Origin of the sequence: Amphiplicatus metriothermophilus (assembly GCF_900199215.1) — a bacterium.
Lineage (GTDB): Bacteria > Pseudomonadota > Alphaproteobacteria > Caulobacterales > Parvularculaceae > Amphiplicatus > Amphiplicatus metriothermophilus.
Map to the genome: position 1 here is coordinate 324573 of NZ_FZQA01000001.1, position 20419 is coordinate 344991.

The 20419-nt window shown below is 65.9% G+C and carries 20 protein-coding genes; 8 read left to right on the forward strand and 12 right to left on the reverse strand.

Going from position 1 to position 20419, the window contains the following annotated elements; all coding sequences use genetic code 11:
- The first annotated feature begins 10 nt into the window (after positions 1–10).
- The 5 genes from CHB64_RS01645 (at position 11) to CHB64_RS01660 (ending at position 6071) form a co-directional block, all read left to right on the forward strand.
- The gene (locus CHB64_RS01645; protein WP_089410842.1) at positions 11–1483 is read left to right on the forward strand and encodes an aspartate kinase; all 1473 of its coding nucleotides are present in this window, start codon (positions 11–13) and stop codon (positions 1481–1483) included.
- A gap of 84 nt (positions 1484–1567) precedes the next feature.
- Positions 1568–1894, forward strand: a complete 327-nt coding sequence (locus tag CHB64_RS01650; RefSeq protein WP_089410843.1) for a hypothetical protein — start codon at positions 1568–1570, stop codon at positions 1892–1894.
- 63 nt (positions 1895–1957) lie between these two features.
- Positions 1958–3418, forward strand: a complete 1461-nt coding sequence (locus tag CHB64_RS01655; RefSeq protein ID WP_200815195.1) for a sodium/proline symporter — start codon at positions 1958–1960, stop codon at positions 3416–3418.
- Positions 3419–3565: 147 nt separating this feature from the next.
- Positions 3566–3898, forward strand: a complete 333-nt coding sequence (locus CHB64_RS15185) for a hypothetical protein (protein WP_159462369.1) — start codon at positions 3566–3568, stop codon at positions 3896–3898.
- Positions 3899–3977: 79 nt separating this feature from the next.
- Positions 3978–6071 (forward strand): TonB-dependent receptor, encoded by a 2094-nt coding sequence (locus CHB64_RS01660; RefSeq protein WP_159462370.1) that lies wholly within the window; start codon positions 3978–3980, stop codon positions 6069–6071.
- Between the two features lie 118 nt (positions 6072–6189).
- Here CHB64_RS01660 and CHB64_RS01665 read toward each other — a convergent pair whose 3' ends face one another.
- The 4 genes from CHB64_RS01665 to CHB64_RS01680 all read right to left on the reverse strand — a co-directional run bounded on the left by CHB64_RS01665 (position 6190) and on the right by CHB64_RS01680 (position 8945).
- Positions 6190–6393 (reverse strand): cold-shock protein, encoded by a 204-nt coding sequence (locus tag CHB64_RS01665; RefSeq protein WP_089410845.1) that lies wholly within the window; start codon positions 6391–6393, stop codon positions 6190–6192.
- 238 nt (positions 6394–6631) lie between these two features.
- The gene (locus CHB64_RS01670) at positions 6632–7534 is read right to left on the reverse strand and encodes a right-handed parallel beta-helix repeat-containing protein (protein WP_089410846.1); all 903 of its coding nucleotides are present in this window, start codon (positions 7532–7534) and stop codon (positions 6632–6634) included.
- Positions 7531–8193: a DsbA family oxidoreductase gene (locus CHB64_RS01675; RefSeq protein WP_089410847.1), complete on the reverse strand. Its 663-nt coding sequence runs from the start codon at positions 8191–8193 to the stop codon at positions 7531–7533. The genes CHB64_RS01670 and CHB64_RS01675 overlap by 4 nt, the downstream gene beginning before the upstream one ends.
- Complete coding sequence (locus CHB64_RS01680; RefSeq protein WP_089410848.1) at positions 8190–8945, reverse strand: enoyl-CoA hydratase/isomerase family protein; 756 nt, start codon at positions 8943–8945, stop codon at positions 8190–8192. The genes CHB64_RS01675 and CHB64_RS01680 overlap by 4 nt, the downstream gene beginning before the upstream one ends.
- A gap of 132 nt (positions 8946–9077) precedes the next feature.
- On the opposite strand from CHB64_RS01680, the gene CHB64_RS01685 reads away from it, so the two are divergent.
- Positions 9078–10634, forward strand: a complete 1557-nt coding sequence (locus CHB64_RS01685) for a carbon-nitrogen hydrolase family protein (protein ID WP_089410849.1) — start codon at positions 9078–9080, stop codon at positions 10632–10634.
- Between the two features lie 172 nt (positions 10635–10806).
- On the opposite strand, the gene CHB64_RS01690 is transcribed toward CHB64_RS01685, so the two are convergent.
- Entirely contained in the window at positions 10807–11784 is a 978-nt protein-coding gene (locus CHB64_RS01690) for an Ig-like domain-containing protein (protein WP_089410850.1), read from the reverse strand.
- Between the two features lie 101 nt (positions 11785–11885).
- On the opposite strand from CHB64_RS01690, the gene CHB64_RS01695 reads away from it, so the two are divergent.
- Positions 11886–12440 (forward strand): LOG family protein, encoded by a 555-nt coding sequence (locus CHB64_RS01695; protein ID WP_089410851.1) that lies wholly within the window; start codon positions 11886–11888, stop codon positions 12438–12440.
- An 87-nt stretch (positions 12441–12527) separates the two neighbouring features.
- Here CHB64_RS01695 and CHB64_RS01700 read toward each other — a convergent pair whose 3' ends face one another.
- From CHB64_RS01700 to CHB64_RS01715, 4 genes are all read right to left on the reverse strand, one after another.
- On the reverse strand, positions 12528–13964 hold the full coding sequence (locus CHB64_RS01700; protein WP_183233962.1) for a M20/M25/M40 family metallo-hydrolase: 1437 nt from the start codon (positions 13962–13964) through the stop codon (positions 12528–12530).
- Between the two features lie 226 nt (positions 13965–14190).
- Positions 14191–14595, reverse strand: a complete 405-nt coding sequence (locus tag CHB64_RS01705) for an SET domain-containing protein (protein ID WP_089410852.1) — start codon at positions 14593–14595, stop codon at positions 14191–14193.
- A 113-nt stretch (positions 14596–14708) separates the two neighbouring features.
- Positions 14709–15245, reverse strand: a complete 537-nt coding sequence (locus CHB64_RS01710; protein WP_089410853.1) for a GNAT family N-acetyltransferase — start codon at positions 15243–15245, stop codon at positions 14709–14711.
- Positions 15242–16405 carry a glycosyltransferase family 4 protein gene (locus tag CHB64_RS01715; protein WP_089410854.1) on the reverse strand — a complete coding sequence of 388 codons (1164 nt, stop codon included), beginning with the start codon at positions 16403–16405 and terminating at the stop codon, positions 15242–15244. The genes CHB64_RS01710 and CHB64_RS01715 overlap by 4 nt, the downstream gene beginning before the upstream one ends.
- A 159-nt stretch (positions 16406–16564) precedes the next feature.
- Here CHB64_RS01715 and CHB64_RS01720 point away from each other — a divergent pair, with 159 nt between their 5' ends.
- Positions 16565–16951 (forward strand): hypothetical protein, encoded by a 387-nt coding sequence (locus CHB64_RS01720; RefSeq protein WP_143265916.1) that lies wholly within the window; start codon positions 16565–16567, stop codon positions 16949–16951.
- Between the two features lie 94 nt (positions 16952–17045).
- Here CHB64_RS01720 and mdh read toward each other — a convergent pair whose 3' ends face one another.
- The 3 genes from mdh to CHB64_RS01735 all read right to left on the reverse strand — a co-directional run bounded on the left by mdh (position 17046) and on the right by CHB64_RS01735 (position 20384).
- Positions 17046–18008 (reverse strand): malate dehydrogenase, encoded by a 963-nt coding sequence (gene mdh / locus CHB64_RS01725; RefSeq protein WP_089410856.1) that lies wholly within the window; start codon positions 18006–18008, stop codon positions 17046–17048.
- Between the two features lie 96 nt (positions 18009–18104).
- Positions 18105–18716 carry a LysE family translocator gene (locus CHB64_RS01730; RefSeq protein ID WP_200815196.1) on the reverse strand — a complete coding sequence of 204 codons (612 nt, stop codon included), beginning with the start codon at positions 18714–18716 and terminating at the stop codon, positions 18105–18107.
- 6 nt (positions 18717–18722) lie between these two features.
- A complete protein-coding gene (locus CHB64_RS01735; RefSeq protein WP_089410857.1) occupies positions 18723–20384 on the reverse strand; it encodes an alanine/glycine:cation symporter family protein in 1662 nt (553 codons plus the stop codon).
- Positions 20385–20419: the final 35 nt, after the last annotated feature.

The window sequence follows — 20419 nt, forward strand, 5'->3', positions numbered from 1 at the left end:
GGGGCCGACAATGACTCTCGACAAATTCAAAGGCGAACACACGGTCGAGAAAGTGGGCGGCACGTCTATGGCGGCCGCTGACGCGCTGCTCGACAACGTGCTCATCGGACGACGAAAAGGCGACGAACTTTACAATCGCGTTTTCGTCGTATCGGCCTATGCAGGCGTCACCAACAAGCTGCTTGAAGACAAAAAATCGGGCGAACCGGGCGTTTACGCGCTTTTCTCCAGTGCTGAAACCGAATGGGCCTGGGGCGACGCGTTGAGCGAGGCCGGCGAGCTGATGCGCAAGATCAACGCCGACATATTCGGCGACCACGCCGACCGGCAATCGGCAGACGCTTTCGTGCGCGACCGGATCGAGGGCGTCAGGAGCTGCCTGCTCGACCTGCACCGGCTGTGCTCCTACGGCCAGTTCCGACTTAATGAGCACCTCGAGACGGTGCGCGAGATGCTCGCCGCGCTCGGCGAGGCGCACAGCGCGCACAATACCGCGCTTCTGCTGCGCCAGAAGGGCGTCAACGCAACCTTCGTCGATCTCACTGGCTGGCGCGATACCGAGCATCTTTCGCTTGATGATCGCATCGTGGCGGCGCTCGACCGCGTGGACCCGGCGAGCGAATTGCCGATCCTCACCGGCTACGCCCAATGCGACTCGGGCATGGTGCGCCGTTTCGGGCGCGGCTACACCGAGGTGACCTTTTCGCGCGTCGCCGTGCTTACCGGCGCGCGCGAGGCGATCATCCACAAGGAGTTCCATCTGTCGAGCGCCGATCCCAAGATCGCCGGCGCCGATAAGGTGCGCAAGATCGGGCGCACCAATTACGACGTCGCCGACCAGCTTTCCAATATGGGCATGGAGGCGATCCATCCCCGCGCCGCCAAGGGCCTGCGCCAGGCGGCGATTCCGCTGCGCGTGAAGAACACCTTCGACCCGAAAGACGAAGGCACGGTCATCACGAGCGACTATGTTTCGAAAACGCCGCGCACGGAGATCATCACCGGACTCAAATCGGTCATGGCGCTCGAATTCTTCGAACAGGACATGGTCGGCGAGAAGGGCTACGATTCGGCCATTCTCGATGCGCTCAAGCGCCATAACGCGCGCATTGTCTCGAAAATCTCCAACGCCAACACGATCACTCACTACCTTGAATGCCCGCTAAAGACGGTGAAGCGCGTCGTGAGCGACCTTCAGGAGAAGTTTCCTTCTGCGGCGATCACGACCCGGAAGGTGGCCATCGTGTCCGCCATCGGCAGCGATCTGAAAGTTCCGGGACTGACCGCCGCCGCGAGCCGCGCGCTCGCCGAGGCGGGCGTCGAAACGCTCGGACTGCACCAGCTCATGCGCCATGTCGACATCCAGTTCGTGGTCGACGAGTCTGACTTCACCAAGAGCGTGAAAGCGCTTCACCGCGCGCTCGTCGAAAAAGAGGACGAAATCCGCTCGCCGCGCAACGGCGACGCGAAAGAGGCGGCGTGACTCGGCGCGGCCTTCGCTCCGACTGGTACGCACGCGAGGAGGGGGCGGCCGACGGCCGCCCTTTCCGTAAAAAGGAGGCGCATCATGCTGCTTGACGCATTTCAAATCGGCTCTGTCGAAAAAAGCACCGACCTTGTCGCCATCGCCGAAGACCATTCCGCCTTCGAAGCCCTCCGGCAGGCGTTTGGCGAGCATACCTATTTCGTGAACAATCACGGTCTTTACGTCTTCCGACGCGAGAGCGCAGAGAACGACGAAGCCAGGCGCGCGCGGCTATTCGCTTTCGCTATGTGGTCGCAAGAAAATGAAAACCAGCTCGCCCCTCTCGCCGAGCCGCTTGCGACCGACGTGACGATGGATCTCGAAAACGCGGCCGTTCGCAAGGAGGAAGACGCCGTTTCGGACGAGTAAGCGCGCTTCGGCGCCCAATCGCGCCGTCGCCGCTGTCGGAGCGACGCTGAGAGGAGGGGATTCATGGCCGGAACCGGCATGATCATAGCAAGTTTCGTCGCCTTTCTGACGTTGTTCATAGGCGTCGGCCTGGCTTCCGCGCTGAAAGCGAAAAAAACGCGCACGGACTACTACCTTGCGGGGCGCGAGGTGAGTCCCTGGTTGGCCGGTTTGTCGGCGGTCGCCACCAACAACTCCGGCTATATGTTCATCGGCGTCATCGGCTTCACCTATGCGACAGGGCTCGCGGCGATCTGGCTGATGGTCGGCTGGATCCTTGGCGATTATATCGCTTCGCTGTTCATACACCGGCGCCTGCGCGAAGCGACCGCGCGCACGAAGGAAGCCTCGTTCGCAGCCGTCCTCGCAGCCTGGAACAACGACGGCTTCGCGGTCTGGCGTCGCATCGCCGCCATATTGATGGTCGTGTTTCTGGGCGCCTATGCGGCCGCGCAGATCAGCGCCGGCGGCAAGGCGCTGCAGGGCGTGCTCGACTGGAACCCAAAGACCGGCGCGGTCGCCTCGGCTGTCATGATCCTCGCCTACAGCGCCGCCGGCGGCATCCGCGCCTCCATCTGGACAGACGCCGCGCAGTCGCTGGTCATGCTGGGCGCGATGAGCCTGCTCTTCGTCGCCGGCGTGACGGGTCTCGGCGGGCCGCAGACGGCCCTTGCGCAGATGGGAGAGATCCCCGGCTTTCTCGACTGGTTTCCGCCGGACCTCATCCTGCCAGGCGCGGCGGGCGTGGTCTTTTTCGTCATCGGCTGGATGTTCGCCGGGCTGTCCGTAATTGGACAGCCGCATATCATGGTGCGGTTCATGGCGCTCGACAAACCGGACAACATGACCCGCGCGCGGGCGTGGTATTATGGCTACTTCACGCTCTTTTACGCGCTCGCGACAGGCGTCGGCATGCTCTCGCGGCTTTATCTGCCCGATCTGGGCGCGCTCGATCCTGAGCTCGCCCTGCCGACCATGGCGCTGGAGCTGTTGCCCGCGATCTTCGTCGGCATGATTCTCGCCGGCATCTTTGCGGCCACCATGTCGACGGCCGACTCCCTCGTTCTGAGCTGCTCGGCGGCGATCACGCACGACCTTTTGCCTGAACGGGTCGAATCTTCCTGGGCGCTGAAGACGGCGACGGCCGCAGTGACGCTCGCAGCCCTCGCCTTCGCGCTCGACGAGAATCGCAGCGTGTTCAGCCTGGTTATTCTCGCTTGGTCGACGCTCGCCTCGGCCTTCGGCCCGCTGCTGGCGATCTATGCGCTCAAGCGTCGCATCGGCGAGGCGAGCGCCGTCGCCGCCATGATCGGCGGCGTCGCGACCGCGCTCGCCTGGCGCGCGGCCGGCCTGCACGAGGCCGTCTATGAAGGGATGCCGGGCATGTTGACCGGCTTCGCGATAGCATGGACCCTATCGCGTCCGGCCGCGGCCAGGGCGACGCGCCGCGCGGCGACGGCACCCGCCGTCAGCGCAAAGCGATAAGCCGTTAGCCTGGCGCGACGAAACGCGCCGCCGCCCGGAAGCAGGCGTCGCGAGCGCATTGCAAGACCGCGCCTGGCGCGCTAATCATGTGACAAGATAACGGCCAAGGCGCGAACGCGCGCTCCATGGCCAAGCGGGGAACCTGCGATGACGAACGCCTTCGGGCGCGCCATCCGGATCGACGGGAACGGCGGGCTGCGGTCCGCCGCGATCCTCGCCGCCGCAATCTATCTCGCGCTTGCGCAAGTCCTCGCCGTGGCGCACGCCAGCTCCGACGAAGGCATGGCCCCGGCGCACGAGCAGACAAGCTGCGCCTACCATTTCGTCGGCGATCGCTCGAAGCACGCCGATGCAACGCCCCTCGTTCTTGTCGAGATCGAGTTTCGCCCGCCGCTCCAGACGCCGGCTCCGAGCGCGCCTGCGCCCGCGCCGCGGCGGGCAAGCGCCGATCCCCCGCCGCGCGCCCCGCCTCTCGGCTGATCGTCAAATTTTGCGTCGCATCCTGCGGCCCGCATTCGCGCGCCGCGACTTCGCTCATTCGATCAGCTTGGGAACAATCATGTCAGTGAAATCGCATCTGTTACGTTATGCGGCGGCTTCGGCCGTCGCCGCCCCTTTGGTTTGGACGCCCGTCGGCGCGCTCGAGCCGGTGCGCTCCGACGAGATCGTCGTCACCGCCTCGCCCCTCGAACGCCCGGCGGAGGAAACCATCATCGGCGTCTCATCGCTTTCCGGCGAGGCGCTACAGCGCAATCTCGCGAACACCATCGGCGAAACTCTGCGGCGCGAGCCGGGCGTGTCGTCGACCTATTTCGGACCGGGCGCGAGCCGTCCCGTGATCCGCGGCCTGGGCGGCGACCGCATTCGGGTGCTGAGCGCGGGGATCGGCTCCATCGATGCGTCCGCCACGAGCCCTGACCATGCGGTCGCGGTCGAGCCGGCGACCGCCGAAAAGATCGAGATCGTGCGCGGCACGGCGATGCTGCTCTACGGTTCGTCGGCGGCCGGCGGCGTCGTCAACGTCTTCGACGGACGCATTCCGACGACACTGCCGGAAGACGGCGTCGACGGCGCCTTGCGCGTGGGCGGATCGACTGCCGATGACGGCGTCGAGGCCGCCGGCGCCTTTGACATCCGCCTTGGCGAGCTCGGCGGCGGCGCGCTCGTTTTTCATGGCGACGGCGCGTATCGCGAGGCGGAAGATTACGACATTCCGGGGTTCGCCGAATCGGCGCGCCTGCGCGCGCTCGAAGAGGAAGAGCATGACGATCACGATGAGGAGGAAGCCTTCGGCGTTCTTGAAAACACCGCTTTCGAGACCAAGAGCGGCGCAGCGGGCTTGTCATGGATTTTCGATCGCGGCTTTGCGGGCGTGTCCGGCTCCTTCGCGGACACGCTTTACGGCGTGCCCGGCGGCCACGCGCATGAAGAGGAGGAAGAGAACGGCGAGGCGGAGGAAGAAGGCGGCGTAACTATCGACCTGCGTCAGCGCCGTATCGACTTCCGCAGCGAGGTCGACGGCGACTTTGCGCTTTTCAAGAAGGCCAAGCTGCGGGTCGGCTACGCAGACTATGAGCATAAGGAGATCGAACCGAGCGGGGAAGTCGGCACGGTCTTCTCGAATGAGGGCTGGGAAGGCCGGTTAGAATTGATCGACAAGACAAGGAGCCTGGCCGGCGCCGCGCTCGACGGCGCGGTCGGCTTCCAATGGAGGCTGCGCGATTTCTCGGCGCTCGGCGAAGAGGCCTTCACCCTGCCGGCGAAATCCTCTCAATACGGCGTATTCGCCGTTAAGGAGCTGACGACCGGGCCATGGCGCTTCGAGCTCGGCGGCCGCTATGAAAATACGAGCCACAGGGTCGTCGAGACCGGCTTCGAGCGGAGCTTCGACGGCTTGTCCGTTTCCGGCGGAGTCGGCGTGAAGCCGACGAAGAGCCTGTTCCTCGGCGTCACGGCCTTTCGGACCGAGCGCGCGCCTTCGACGGAGGAGCTGTTCTCGAACGGTCCTCACCTCGCGACGGGCGCCTTCGAGGTAGGCGACCCGACGCTCGGCAAAGAAACCGCGCTCGGCGTGGAGGCGGCGGCGCGGATTCTTACGGATCGTTTCGTCTTCCGTATAAACGGTTTTTATACGGACTATGACGACTTTATCTTCGAGGCCCAGACGGGCGAGGAAGAAGACGGGCTGCCGGTTTTCCAGTTCATGGCCGCAAACGCCGCCTTTCGCGGCTTCGAGGCCGAGTTCGAGGCGGAGCTGTTCCAGCTTGGCGCCTTCGACATTCATGGCGATGCCGGAATCGACTATGTTCGAGCCACGACAAGAGGGCAGACCGACGACGATCTGCCGCGCATTCCGCCACTCTCGACGCTCGTCGGTCTCGAAGCGCGCTCGGAATGGGCGGATCTGCGCGCGGAGGTCGAATGGGCGGCCGACCAGGACGACGTCGCCGCCTTCGAACTGCCGACCGACGGCTATACCTTGGTCAACGCCTATCTGACCTTGCGGCCGTTCGCGACGGCGCGCAGGCTCTCGTTGCGTCTGTCTGGCGAGAACCTGACCGACGAAGAAGCGCGGCTTCATACGTCCTTCCTGAAGGACGTCGCGCCGTTGCCGGGCCGCAATTTCAAATTCGCGGTGCGCGGCGAGTTCTGATCGAACATTCTTTCCGATCCGAACCACAAAAAAGCCGGCGTCTTTCGACGCCGGCTTCTTTGTTTCGCACTGCGGCTTGCGCTCCCCCTGAACGGCGGGAGCGCGCGTCCAAAAGCCGTTAAAGCGCTTTCAGATTGGCCGCCGACGTCTTGCCGCGTTCGGTGGCGAGCTCGTAGCTCACGCGCTGGCCGTCCTGAAGGGCTTGCAGCCCGGCCGCGCGAACGGCGGTGATGTGCACGAACACATCCTTGCCGCCTTCGTCCGGCGCGATGAAGCCGTAGCCCTTCGTCGCGTTGAACCACTTGACCGTTCCGTTCGCCATCGTCGATCTCCTTTCATGGCGTCGTTTGCGTCCGCGGACGCGGGTAGTCCAGGCAACCATGTCTTGGAGTCTTTCGAAGGCTGGCCGTAGGCGGTCGTCTTGAAGAGCGGCCAAAACAATAGTCGCGGGCGAAACTACACATCGGGACGGGCCGCGCGTCAAGCGGGCGCGCGACGAACGCCGTTTTCCTTCCGTTGCGGCGGCATGAAAGGCTTAATCTCCAGCGAATCCTCGCGCATTAATTGACCACAAGCCTGAGCCCGCCCCGGCCTTCATTCACGATCTGGTTGTCCTTCACGACCGGCGCAAGCCGGGCCCGATTGCGCAATAATATGGCGGCAGGATGCCGATTCACGATCTGGTTGCTCTCGACCCGCAAGCCCAGCGCCGCGCCGCCGCGACTGAGATCGTAATTGACGATCGCGGCGTTGTCTGCGTCGGCCGACTTCACGACCGTGTTGCCGGCGAAGACGACGTCGCCGCCCGCCGAAACATCAAGCGCGTAACTGGTGCGTCCGCCCGTATCATCGAAATGTGAACCGAGAATGAGGGTGCGCCGAGCGAGGCTTTTCACGTGATGGCCGACCCTCGTCGCCTCGAAACGGCTCGACTCGACGGTCAGGCTTTCGGCGCGTACGACGTAAATCCCATGCGAGTAACCGTCGCCATGACCGTTGCCGATAAAGAACGAGCCTGAAATCCGTATGCGCCCCGTCTCGACTCCGGTCGCAAGAACGCCGTTTTCATTTTCATAGAACGCGCAATCGATGACGGTCAAATCTGCGCCGTCATGGCGGATGCCGGCGCCGTTTAGATCTGCAGAGCGCGCGCCGCGAAATGAGATGTTCTCCACGCGGAGCGAGACTCCTTCGAGCGGATTGAGAATTCCCTTTTCGACCGGTCCGGCCGCGCGGAAGACGACAGCGCCCTCGCCGACCAGGGTCAGGCTGCGCGGCAGCTTGACGTCCGTCAGCGCGTATTCGCCGGCCGGCACGACCAGCCGCGCGCCGTCCTCGGCGTCGGCGATCGCCCGCGTGAGGGACGCGGCGTCGCCAGGCTTGACACCCGCAGAAACGGGAAGCGCGCCGGCGATCACCATCGCCGAGGCGGCCAATATCGGGGCGGACAGCAGCCCTTTCATCGCGCCGCCTTCGCCCCGGCGTCGGCCGCCTTGCGCAGCGCCGCGGCGAGCCCGCGCGGCGGCAAGGCGCCCGAAAAACCCGCCCGCTCATTGACGATGAAGGTCGGCACCCCCGTCACGCCGGCCGCGCGCATCATCGCGGCTTCTATTTCGACGGCTTCCCGATCGACGCGCGTCTCAAGTTTTTGCGCGATCTCGGCTTCGTCCATGCCGGCTTCGCCGGCGAGCCGACTGAGGGTCTTCGCATCGCCGAGATCGCAATCCTCAGCCCAGAAGCCTTCGTAAAGTTTGAACGCGACCGCCTCCTGCAGCCCGTCGAAATGCGCCCAGCGCAGCACCTGATGGGCCATCACCGTATTAGGCACGCGCTTAGGCCGACCCGGATCGAAGGCGAAATCCGCCTCGGCCGCCGCCTCGATCAGGCGCGCGCGCATGGCGGCGCGGAACGAGGCGCTGGGAAATTTCTCTGCGTAATGCGCCTCGCGGTCGACGCCTTCCTCGGGCGCGCCGGGGTTGAGCTGATAGGCGCGAAATCGCGGCAGAACCTGATAGGCGCCCTCAAGATCGGCTCTGGCCGCCTTAAAGGCGCGCAGGCCCACATAGCACCAGGGACAGACGAAATCCGTCACGATGTCCACGAGCAGCCGGGGCGCCGTCATGCCCCGAATCCTTTCAGGCGCTCGACCGTATCCGTGATCTCGGGAAAGTCCTGCCTGATCTCCTCGACGAGCGCATCTTCGAGAGGGCGGTATTCCTCATGCAGACGATAGAGCTTCTTATAGGCGGCGACCGCGCCCGGACTCGCCGCCGCGATCTCGCCGGCGCGCGTCTCGACAAGCGCGTCGAGCGCCGCCTTGTCCGCGACCGCCGCATTGGCGAGGCCCCACGCTTCGGCCTCGGCGCCGGTGAAAGTCCGGGCGGAGAAGGAAAGCTCGCGCGCCCGGCGCACGCCGACTGCGCGAGCGAGGTTCTGGCTCATGCCCCAGGTCGGACGCAGCCCCCATTTCACATGGGTGTCGCCGAACTTCGTATCGACGGTCGTGAAAATGAAGTCGCAATGCAGCGCCAGCTCCAGCGCGCCAGTGAAGCAATAGCCGTGCACTTTGGCGATGACGGGCAACCGGCAGCAGCGCACCGTTTCGGCGGCGGACTGAGCCGCCTCGTCGAAAACATGCGCTATGCGCCCGGCGACCGGCGCCGCGCCCTGCAGCGCCTTCAGATCGACCCCGGCCGAAAAGGCGCGTCCCTCGCCCTCGAGCACGATCACGCGCGTGTTCTGATCCTGCGTGGCCTCGCCGATCGCCGCGATCAGCGCCTTGAGCATGTCCGGCGAGAAGGCGTTGAGCGTCCGAGGCCGGTTGAAGGCGAGCCTGACGATCGGTCCTTTGCGAGTGGTGATAAGCTGATCCATAAAACGTACGCCATCGGCCCTGAACCGGCGGGTCCGCCCGGCCTGCCGGTTGAGTTTTCCGCGCCCAGCGGCCAAACACAAGGCAGGAAACGCGGCGAAGGCCCGGTCCGCCGGCCGGGGAAAGGTTGTTTTATGACGGACGCCTTAAGCAAAGCCAAGCTGATCGTGCGCAACGCCACCCTCGACGACATTCCCGCCATCGTCGAGCTGTCGCATGCGGTCTATGGCGAGGGCAACGCTTATAACGAGGCGATGTTGCGCGGCCAGATAAACAACTTTCCCGACGGCCAGTTCGTCGCCGAATATGAATCGAAGATCGTCGGCCACTGCGCGACCTTCATCATCAGCGAGGATCTTGCGCTCGCGCCCCATAGCTGGGTGGAAATCACCGGCGGCGGTTTCGCCTCGCGACACGATCCGGAGGGAGATTATCTGTACGGCATGGACGTCAACGTCCACCCGGACTACCGCCGGCTGCGCATCGGCCAGCGGCTTTATCAGGCGCGGCGGGAGCTGTGCGAATATTGGGAGCTCAAAGGCATCGTCTTCGGCGGTCGGATGCCGGGCTATGCGCGGCGCGCGAAGGATTACCCAGACCCGATGAGCTATGTACAGGCGGTGCTCGACAAGCGGCTGCGCGATCCTGTCATCAATTTCCAGCTCTCCCAGCAATTCGAGCCGGTCGGCGTATTGGCGAATTATCTGCCCAGCGACAGAGATTCCCTCGGCTACGCCACGCATATGATCTGGCGCAATCCGCTCGCTCCGGAAGCCCGCCAGACCGCCCCGGCGCGGCCTGGCCGGCGTCTGCCCGCGAGCGTGCGCGTGGCGACGGTGCAGTTCCAGATGCGGCGGATCTCCAAGATCGAGGAGTTCGAGGAGCAGATCGAATATTTCGTGGACGTCGCCGCCGACTACCGCGCCGATTTCGTGACGTTCCCGGAGCTTTTCACCTTGCAGCTTCTCTCGCTGGAGCCGAAGAAACTCGCGCCGGCCGAAGCGATCGCCCATATAGCGGAATATAAGGATCGCTTCTGCGCCTTCATGGAGAAGCTCGCCGTTTCCTACAACATCAACATCATAGGCGGCACGCACCCGACCCGAGTCGGCAACGGCGACATCCGCAACACGTCATACGTCTTCCTGCGCGACGGCGCGGTCTACAGCCAGGACAAGCTGCACCCGACGCCTGGCGAACGGCGCTGGTGGAACATCAAGGGCGGACGCGACGCCCGCGTCATTCAGACCGACTGCGGCCCGATCGGCGTGATGATCTGTTACGACTCCGAGTTCCCGGAAGTGGCCCGACAGCTCGTCGACCAGGGCGCGCTGCTGTTATTCGTTCCATTCTGCACCGACGAACGGCGCGCCTATGTGCGGGTGCGGTATTGCTGTCAGGCGCGCGCCGTTGAGAACCAGTGCTATGTGGTGCTGTCAGGCGTCGTCGGCAATCTGCCGAACGTCGAGAACATGGACATTCACTATGCGGAAAGCTGCATCCTGACGCCCTCCGACTTTCCTTTCGCTCGCGACGGGGTCGCGGCCGACACCGCCGCTAACACCGAGACGATCGCGATTTCCGACCTCAGCCTCGACGATCTGCTCGTCAGCCGCCAGTCCGGCGCGGTGCAGAATTTCAAGGATCGCCGCTTCGACCTGTATCAGGTGAAGTGGCGCGCGGAGAGCTAGAGCGCCGCGGCGAAAAAGCGGGAACCGGTTTTTCCCAACCCGGCGCGATCGCTAGGGAATCAACAGAATCGGGCGGACCGGATTTAGCGCCCGACGCTGTAGCGCATGACATTCCAGCGCGCGCCGCCTCCGCGCATGGCGAAGCGAGAAACCGCGATCCGGTCGCGCCCGCTTATCGCCTATCTTCGTCTCCCTCTTCTTCCTCCGTTTCCGGAACGTCGAAAATCTGACCGGGATAGATGAGGTCGGGATCGCGAATCTGGTCGGCGTTCGCTTCGTAGATGATCGTGTACTGCGCCCCGCGGCCGTAGGCCCGGCGCGCGATGCGCCACAGGCTGTTGCCAGGCTGTACGACGACCTTGCCGTCGCGGAAGACGATCTGGTCCGGCCGCGCGCGTTCGAAGGGAACTTCGATGGCGTAGGCGGGCCGCCCGTTCTCGTCGAGCTGGACGAGATGCAGCGTATAAACGCCCGGCGCGATCTGCCGATTGGGCGTCATCATCCAGCGGCCGGTTTCGTCCGCAGTCGTCTGATCGAGAAACTGGCGGTTGATGAAAAGCTGCACGACGCGGCCGGGCTCGGCGCGGCCGGTGAAAATGACGGCGCCGGAATCGTCATAGTCGATCGTGTCGAGCGTCAACGGCCCGAGGCCGCCTTCCGGATCGCGCGGCTCCTGCAGCACTTCCGTCGCGCCCCCCGGCGTGGTGCGCAGCACCAGCGGGCGATCACCCGGCCGCTCAGGCACATAAATCACGATCGTCTCCTCTGAGCGCACGGTCTGACCGTCCGCGGTCGTCATGGATAGGCTGAGCTCGACAGGGCCGGCGTCGAGCGGCGTTTCGGTCGTGACGACCCATGAGCCGTCAGGTTCAGCCGTCGTCGTCGCGAGCGGCCCGTCATTTGCATAGACCGTCACCTCGGCGCCGGGCTTGGCGCGGCCGGCGATCACCGCATAGCCGGTGCGGTCGACGCGCACGATGTCGAAAGCTGGAAGCGCCGGTTTGGCCGCCTCCGGCGCCTCTTCGACCTCCGGCGGGGTCGTCTGTTCCTGCGGCGGCGGCGCGGAAGGCTCCACGAGGTAACGCTCCGCGGCTTTCCAGGCGATGAAGGCGAGGACGAGCAGAAGGACGAAAATAATGAGGACGCGCATGGTCCCTCCCAACGGCGAACCCGCATCGGCGCGGGAATTTTACTTTACCGGCAGGGCGTTGCGCGTACAATGGCGTGCAACAAACAGTTCTCGATAAGCCTATGAAATCTCTATGCGTTTACTGCGGGTCACGCCCCGGGCATGACCCCGAGCATCTTCGCGCCGCGCAAACGCTGGGCCGCGAGGCCGCCCGCCGGGGATGCAGGATCGTTTATGGCGGAGGCAAGATGGGCCTGATGGGCGCGGCGGCCGGCGCCGCGCGCGACGCCGGCGGCAAGGTTTTCGGCGTCATTCCCGAATTTCTCGTCGCCGTGGAAGGCATTCTTGAAGGCGTCGACCATAAGGTCGTGCAGACCATGCACGAACGCAAGATGCTGATGTTCGAGGAATCGGACGTGATCGTCGCGCTGCCCGGCGGCATCGGCACCCTCGAAGAACTTGTCGAGACGCTATCCTGGGCGCGGCTGTCGCTGCACGACAAGCCGATCGTCGCCGTCAATATCAACGGCTTCTGGAACCCTTTGCGGAGCCTGTTCGAGCATATGGTTGAAGCCGGATTCGCGCCCGTTGAGCTGCTCCGCGAGATCACGTTCGCGGAAGGCGTGGATGAGGTTTTCGCCATTGCGGAACGGTCGCGCCTGCGCGCCGTCGTTTGACGGGCGAAGCCCGTCGTCTGCTGACTTTCCGTGTGCGTCGCCGTTCCGAATCCAACCGTCCGGGCCGGACTCCGGTCTGCTTCGCGCCTATCGGCTCGCGCCGGCCGCCGACCCTTCCGTCGCATGGTCGCGGAAACCGCCTTCCATCTCCGAGGCGAGATAGACCGTCGCCGCCCAAGCGGCGACATTCTGTTTCAGCGCTTCCGGTTCCACCTTGTCGAGCGTGTCGTCGGCGGTGTGATGCAGGTCGAAATAATCCCAGCCGTCCTGCGCTAGCGTGAAGACCGGGACGCCGGCCGCGCGCAAGGGTCCGACATCGGGCCCGCCGAAAGCGTTGTTGTCGCCCGGCCCGACGCCGAGCCGGCGCAGAACCCGCGCGATCGCGGCCGCCTTGGGCAGCGCGGCCTCGCCGAAGCGCGACTGGAAGCGCCAGACGCGCCCCGCGCCGAAATCCGACTCCGAAGCGAGGACGTGCCGGTCAAGTTCGCTCTCATGCGCTTCGGCATAGGCTCTCGCGCCGACCAGTCCGACTTCCTCAGCGCCCCACAGAACGACGCGGATGGTGCGCTTCGGCTTGCCGGTCAGATCGTCGATGAGCTTGGCCGCGGCCATCGTGACGGCTACGCCCGCGCCGTCATCCACCGCGCCTGTGCCGAGATCCCAGCTGTCGAGATGGCCGCCGATGACGATGATTTCATCCGTACGCCCTGGGATTTCGCCGATAACGTTGCCGGAAATCGCGCGCTCGCGCGTCTCGACGCCAATGTCGAGGCGGACCCTCACCGGACCGTCTGCGAGCCTGAGCGCCCGCGCAAGTTGGTCCGCATCCGGATTCGAGAGCGCGGCTGCGGGGACGGGCGTCATCCCCTCGGCGTAGCGCATCATGCCGGTGTGCGGCAGGCGATGGCTGTCGGTGCCGACCGAGCGGATGAGCGCGGCCGCCGCGCCGCGCCTGCCCGCCTCGCGCGCCGCGCCGGAGCGCTTGGCGACCGCCGCGCCGTAGCCCGACCCATCCTGCGTGCGGGTCATGATCTCGTCGACGAAGACGATCTTGCCTTCAAGGCCTTCCATCGGCGCGTCGATCAAATCCTGCAAAGTCTCGAAGCGCGCGATCTCGCCTTCGACGCCGCCTTCTGGCGTCGCGACCGAACCGCCGAGCGCGGCGACCGCGAGCGGCTGGGCGAAAGGCGCGACGATCTCGGCGCTTTCGCGCGTCCGGCTCCAATAGGGCAGCTCGAAGGTCTCGATGCGGACGTTCTTGAAGTCCAGCGCCTTCATCTTGCGCGCCGCCCAGTCGCGAGCCCGCGCTTCGGCTTCCGAGCCGGCGAGCCGCGGGCCGACTTCGGTGGTCAGGCTTTCAAGAATGTCCCACGCCGTGTCGTCTTCAAGCGCCCGGTCGATCAGCCGGTCGGCCGTTTCGCGCTGGGCGTTCGTGTAGGGCGCGGAGTCGGTCTGAGCTTCGACGGCAGCGACGGCGAAGAAAACAAGCGCAGCGGCAGGGATCGAGAGAAGACGAAACGGCATGGACGGACTTTCGGATGCGGCGGCGGAATGTCGGCATAATGACTGCGCGCGCGGGCGCGTCAAGCGGACCGGCGTGCGCTCTGCGTTAACGGAGGACTCGTCCAGCGGCCTTTTTGCGCCACATGCCTGCACGCCGGCGCGCCGCATTGGAAGAAAACGCTGCGCCTGCCGCCGAATTCATTCAAAACCGCTATTCGCCTGAAAATGTCAGCAGCGATCGCCGCAGCTATTTCTCGCCGTTCGCGCGCTCGGCGAGATTGGGCAAGAGCTCGAAATCCTTGAAGAAGTCGCCGTAATTGCAGGTCAGCTCCTCGCCCGCCTCGATATCGCGAATCGCGCGCGCCCCGCCGAAGTCCGAAAAATCCGTATTCGGCGTTTCCGAATGGTTCATGAAGCGACCGTTGTCGACTTCATAGACGATGAAGCCTGGCCGATCGGGACTCGGATAGGCGTAACGGTCGAGAAGATCCTTCAGATAGGGTGGCGCGGACAGATATTTGTCCATGGGGATGAGCCGGTCGAATTCCGGCTCGAAACGCCAGATCACGGTCCCTTTCTTGATCGGCTCGGCGGCGAAAACGCCAACCCCCTCCACCGCGCTGGGCGCCACATAGGTGCTCACGAGCAGCATCTTCACAGTCTCCGGCCGGCGATCAGAGGGCGGCGGCCCCGCGGCTCGGCCCTTGCGAGCAGCGCGAAATCAAATCGTCAATCCTGCGCAAATGACAAGAGGGCGCGGCGAATTTACCCGAACCGCGCGAGCCACGCCTCGCGCTCGACCGCCCAGATGTCGAGCGAAAGGCCCCAGAAGGAGAAGGCTTCGCCGGTTTTTTCCTGGCCGATCTTGCGCGCCACGGCCTGGCTGTTCTCATTGCGCGGATCGATCACCGAAATGATGCGCGGAAGATCGGGAAAGCGGTCAAAGGTCCACCGGATCGCGGCGACTGCGGCCTCGGGCGCATAGCCCCTGCCCCAACGCTCAGGCGCTATCCCCCAGCCGCATTCGAGACCGGGCCAGCCCTCCGGCATCCATGGGCCGACCCGTCCGACCACGTCGCCGCTATCCTTCTCGACGACGGCGAACATGCCGTAGCCGCGGATCGCCCAGTGGCCGATGAGCGTAGCGAAGCCGCGCCAGGCGGCCGGCCGGTCCTGCGGCTTGCCATCGGGAGTGAGAAAACGAGCCGCATCCGGATGCGCCATCATTGCGCAATAGGCGTCGACGTCCTCCGGCGCGAGGGGGCGAAGGAGCAGGCGTTCCGTCTCCAGACGAAGGCTCATGAGCGGCGCTCCAGGAGGCTGGCGGCGAGGCGTTCGACCCTCGCCGCATTGGCCGGCCACGTCAATTCGTCGCGAAGAACACGCGCGCGGGCCGCCGCCCCGAGCCGGACGCGCAGGTCCGCATCGTCGACGAGAGCGTCGAGCGCGGCGAAGAAAGCGCCGTCGTCCTCAGGCGGGGCGAGCAGCGCCTCGCAGCCCGGCTCCACGAGTTCGCGGATGTTGGCCTGATCGGGCGCAACGATGGCGCGGCCGAGCGCCATATATTCCGTCAGCTTCAGCGGCGAGGCGTAGGGGGTCGCGGCCGGCAGGAGGGCGACGTCGAAGGCGGCGATCAGCCCCGGCATGGCCTCGCGCTGGGCGACGCCGGCGAGGATGAACCGGCCCTCCACGCCCAACCGGCCGGCGAGCGCCTCTAGCGAGGCGCGCGCCGGCCCGTCGCCGACGAGCAGGAAGACGAGGTCGTCCCGCCGGCGCGCGGCGAGATACCGCAGAACGCGGTCGAGTCCGTGCCAGTCGCGCGCGAAGCCGGCGAAGCCGAGAACGATCTTGCCTTCAAGGCCGTAGCGCGCCCGCGCCGGCGCAGGATCGGCCGGCTCGAGGAAGGCGCGCTCGACGCCGTTGCGGATGACCGCGATGCGCTCCGGCGGAACGCCTGCGTCCTCGACGAGCCGCGCCAGCGCCAACGAGACCGGCAGCGCCATGTCCGCCGCGCGCCAGATCGCGCGCTCGCTCGCGCAGGCGAGACCCGGCGATGCGAGCCCGCCATGCCCGGCGCGCTCGAGCGAGAGCGACGCGTTGACCTCCAGCAGAAAGGGCAGGCCGCGGCGGCGGGCGAGCCAGGCGCCCGCATGATGAAAGAGATTGTAGCGCTCATAGAGAATGTCGGGCCTGAACGCCCGCGCCGCCCGGGCGAGCCGCGCATGGGCGGGAAGCGAATAGGCGAGCTCGGCGATCTCGTGCAGCGCCCTTGGCAGGCGTCGCCGCCAGGGATCCTCGCCGGCGCGCGCGTCGAGCGGGCGTTCGCCCGCATCCTCGCCGAAATCGTCCGGACCCGCCATAAAGACGCGGACGCCGCGCGCGGCGAGCGCCGCCGTCAGCGCCCGGATGTGGACATATTGCCCGTCGGCCGAGCGCGTGCGGTGCGAGTAAAGGATCTTCATCGCCGACGAAGATGCGGCGCTTCGCGCCCGGCAGGCAATTGCGGCGGCGCGCTTTCGCCCACTGCGGGAAAACACCCGCTGCGCGGGCGAAATTATCCCGCCGCACCCGTCGACATGCGTTGCGCGGCGGGCGGACGCGGCTCATCATGAGGCGGGGTCATGGCGGAGGTTGCTATGGACAGGCTGTCCCTGAAGGCCGGGCTCGGCACCTGTCTCCTGTCGCTTCTGGCCGCGCCGGCGCTGGCGCAGGACGGCGCGGCGGGCGTGCGCCTGCAGCTCGGAAGCGGCGAGGCGAGCGCGGCGACGACGAAAAGCGAACGCGGCGTGCGCGTCACCCGCGGCGCGCCGGCGGCGGAAGCAGAAGAAGTCTTAGCGGGTGCGCCGAACGTCGCCGAGCCCTGCCAGCGCGTGGTTCGGATCGTGCATGAATACCGGCCGCGCCTGAAGCGCTTGCGCACCCAAGGCTTTTATACCGGCTACGGCAAGAAAAGCCGGCGCTACACGCAAGGCTTCTACAGCGGCTATCAACCCGATTACGGACGATAGGGGCGCGGCGCGAATCGTCAGCAGGCGCAGAGCGTTCCGGGGCTGCGGCGCGTCGTCGACGACGCCGCGCCGCGCCCGGAAGACGCCGGCGCCTCTATTTCAGGGCCGGCTCGAGCTTGACGCAGGCGTCCGTCAGCTCGCGCACGGCGGCGACGGAATGATCGAACATCGCCTTTTCCTCGGCCGTGAACTTCACCTCGACGACGCGTTCGACGCCGTTTTCGCCGATGACGATCGGCACGCCGACATACATGTCCTCGACGCCGTACTGGCCGGTCAGATGCGCCGCGCACGGAAGGACCATCTTCTGATCCTTGAGATAGCTTTCCGCCATCTGAATCGCAGATGCCGCCGGCGCGTAATAGGCCGAACCGGTCTTGAGGAGCGCGACGATTTCGCCGCCGCCCTTGCGCGTGCGCTCGACGATGGCGTCGAGGCGCTCCTGCGTAGTCCAGCCCATCTCGACGAGATCGGGCAGCGGAACGCCCGCCACGGTCGAGTAGCGCACGAGCGGAACCATCGTGTCGCCATGTCCGCCGAGGACGAAGGCGGTCACGCTTTCGACCGACACGTCGAACTCCTCGGCGAGGAAGTAGCGGAAGCGCGCCGAATCGAGAATGCCCGCCATGCCGACGACCCTGGCGTGGGGCAGGCCGGAGAATTTCTGCAGCGCCCAGACCATTGCGTCGAGCGGATTGGTGATGCAGATGACGAAGGCGTTCGAGGCGTATCGCCCGATCCCTTCGCCCACCGCCTTCATCACCTTGAGATTGACGCCGAGAAGGTCGTCGCGGCTCATGCCGGGCTTTCGCGGCACGCCGGCGGTGACGATGCAGACGTCGGCGCCTTCGATGTCCTTGTAGTCCTGCGTGCCCTTGAGCCGCGAGCCGTAGCCGTCGATCGGGGCGGACTCGGCGATGTCGAGCGCCTTGCCTTGCGGGATTCCTTCCGCGATGTCGAACAGGACGATGTCGCCGAGCTCCTTTTGGGCGGCGATATGGGCGAGCGTGCCGCCGATCATGCCGGAACCGATAAGCGCGATCTTGGTGCGGGCCATGGGTGGACTCCTTCACGGGGGGTGGAATGCTGCGGCGCCGGTCTAGAGCATTTTCCTCAAAACGGAAACGCCGCGGCTGCGCTTTCAAGGACGCGATCAGGCGCGGCGCAGACCGGCCAGAGCCGCCGCCGCGATGAGCACGCCGCCAGCGATGCGGGTTCCCCATCGCCCGGCGCGCGCAAAAAACGGCCGCGCGCGGGACGCGCCGAGCGCCCATCCTGAATCGAGCGCGGCGGCGACGGCGAGAAAGGTCGCCGAAAGGACGAGCAGCCGCGGGCCGGCCGGCCTGTCGGGCGCGACGAACAGCGGAAAGAACGCCGCATAAAAGGCCAACGCCTTCGGATTCGACAGAGCGACGAAAAACGCCTCGACGAAGGCCCGCCGCGCCGATTTCGCAGGGCGGGCCGCCGCCGCGGCGGACGGCGCGGACGCAAGGAGCGCCCGCAGGCCGAGCCAGAACAGATAGGCCGCGCCCAGCCACTTCAGCCAGAAGAAGGCCGCGCTGAACGATGCGAGCAGCACCGATAGTCCGGCGCAGACGAACGCCAGATGCAGGATCATCGCCGCGCAGGAGCCCGCGACGGTCGACAGTCCCGCCCGCGCGCCGTGATCGACGCTGTTGGCGACGATGAGCGCGACCGTCGGCCCGGGCGTCAGCATCAGAAGCGCCGAAGCCGCTATGAATGCGAGATAGAGTTCAGGCGACACCGCCCCTTACTTCCGGCCATATTGCTTGGCGAGCGACACCACGACGCCCGACAGCAGCAGGATCGCGATGAGATTGGGCAGCGCCATGGAAGCGTTGGCGATGTCGCCCAGCCGCCACAGGCCGTCCGTATTCGCGACAAGCGTGCCGAGAAAGACGATGCCGACCCACATATAGCGCGTAGGCATCGCCGCGCGTTCGCCGAAGAGATAGGTCGTCGCGGTCTCGGCGTAATAGGACCAGCCCAGAATGGTTGTGAAGGCGAACAGGAAGAGCGCGCCGGCGACGATCCACTGCCCGCCGGGAATGCCCGCCGCATAGGCGCGGGTCGTCACGCCGGAAGCCTCCGCGTCGGTCTGCCAGGCGAAGCGGACGGGCGTCACATAGTCCTCGACGGCGGCGCGCAGCGCCTCGTCGGAAACGTCGCCGCCCTTCGCGCGGCATTCTTCGAGCAGCGCGCGTCCCTCGGCCCCGCGCGCGACGATGATCTCAGCGCGGTTCTGGTCGTAGGCGCTCGGGAAGATCTGCACGACATTCGTGTTCTCGGGCAGCGCGACATAGTCCTTGGCCACGCAATATTCGGCCGCGAAGCGCGCCGGGTTGCGCTTGAAGTCGCCCGGCACGGTCAGCAGCACCAGCGCCGTCAGCGTGCAGATGACGATGGTGTCGATGAAGACGCCGATCATGGCGATCTCGGCCTGCATCACCGGATTGGCGGTGCGCGCCGCGGCGTGCGCCATGGGCGCCGAGCCCTGTCCGGCCTCGTTCGAGAACAGCCCGCGCGCGACGCCGTAGCGGATCGCCTGGAGCATGCCGTAGCCGGCCGCGCCGCCGACCGCCTGCTCGAGCCCGAAGGCGTGGGTGAAGATCATCGCGAAGGCGGCCGGCACATATTCTATGTGCAGCGCGATCACGACGATGGCGGCGAGGACGTAAAGCAGCGCCATCGCCGGAACGAGTTTTCCGGCGACGGAGCCGATGGACTTGATGCCGCCGATGATGACCAGAAAGGTGAGCGCCGCGACGACGAGGCCGACGACCCATAGCGGCAGGTTGAAGCCGAGGGTGCGCGCCGCTTCGCTCGCCGCCTGGCCGATCGAGTTGGACTGGATCATGCCGCCCGTCGCGATGGCGGACAGGACCGCGCCGATGCAGAACAGGATGGCGAGCCACCCCCACGCGCCGCCGAACTTCGATTTTCCCTTATTGAGGCCGTGCTTGATGTAATACATCGGCCCGCCATGGATGCGCCCGGTCACAGGATGGGTCTCGCGGAAATGCACCGCCAAACTCGATTCGGCGAAAGCGCAGGCCATGCCCAGCAGCGCCGTCACCCACATCCAGAAGATCGCGCCGGGCCCCCCCAGGGTCACGGCCGTGGCGACGCCGGCGAGATTGCCGGTGCCGACCTGACCCGACAGCGCCGTCGACAGCGCCTGCCAGGGCGTGATCGCGCCTTCGGTTCCTTGCGCGCGCCGGCCGGCCCACAACTCGCCCAGCGCCGGCAGGAAGCGCCGCAAGGGCAGGAAGCCGAGCCGGATCATGAAGAACAGACCGGTGCCGAGCAGCAGCACCGCGAGAAAGCCGACTGGCAGCGCCTGCTCGCCGTTCCAGGTGCCGCCCCAGATGAACCCGCTGATGTTGTCGACGACGGCGAAAAACGCTTCCATGACGGCGATCCCCTTGCCTTTGCGGCTCTTGTCGC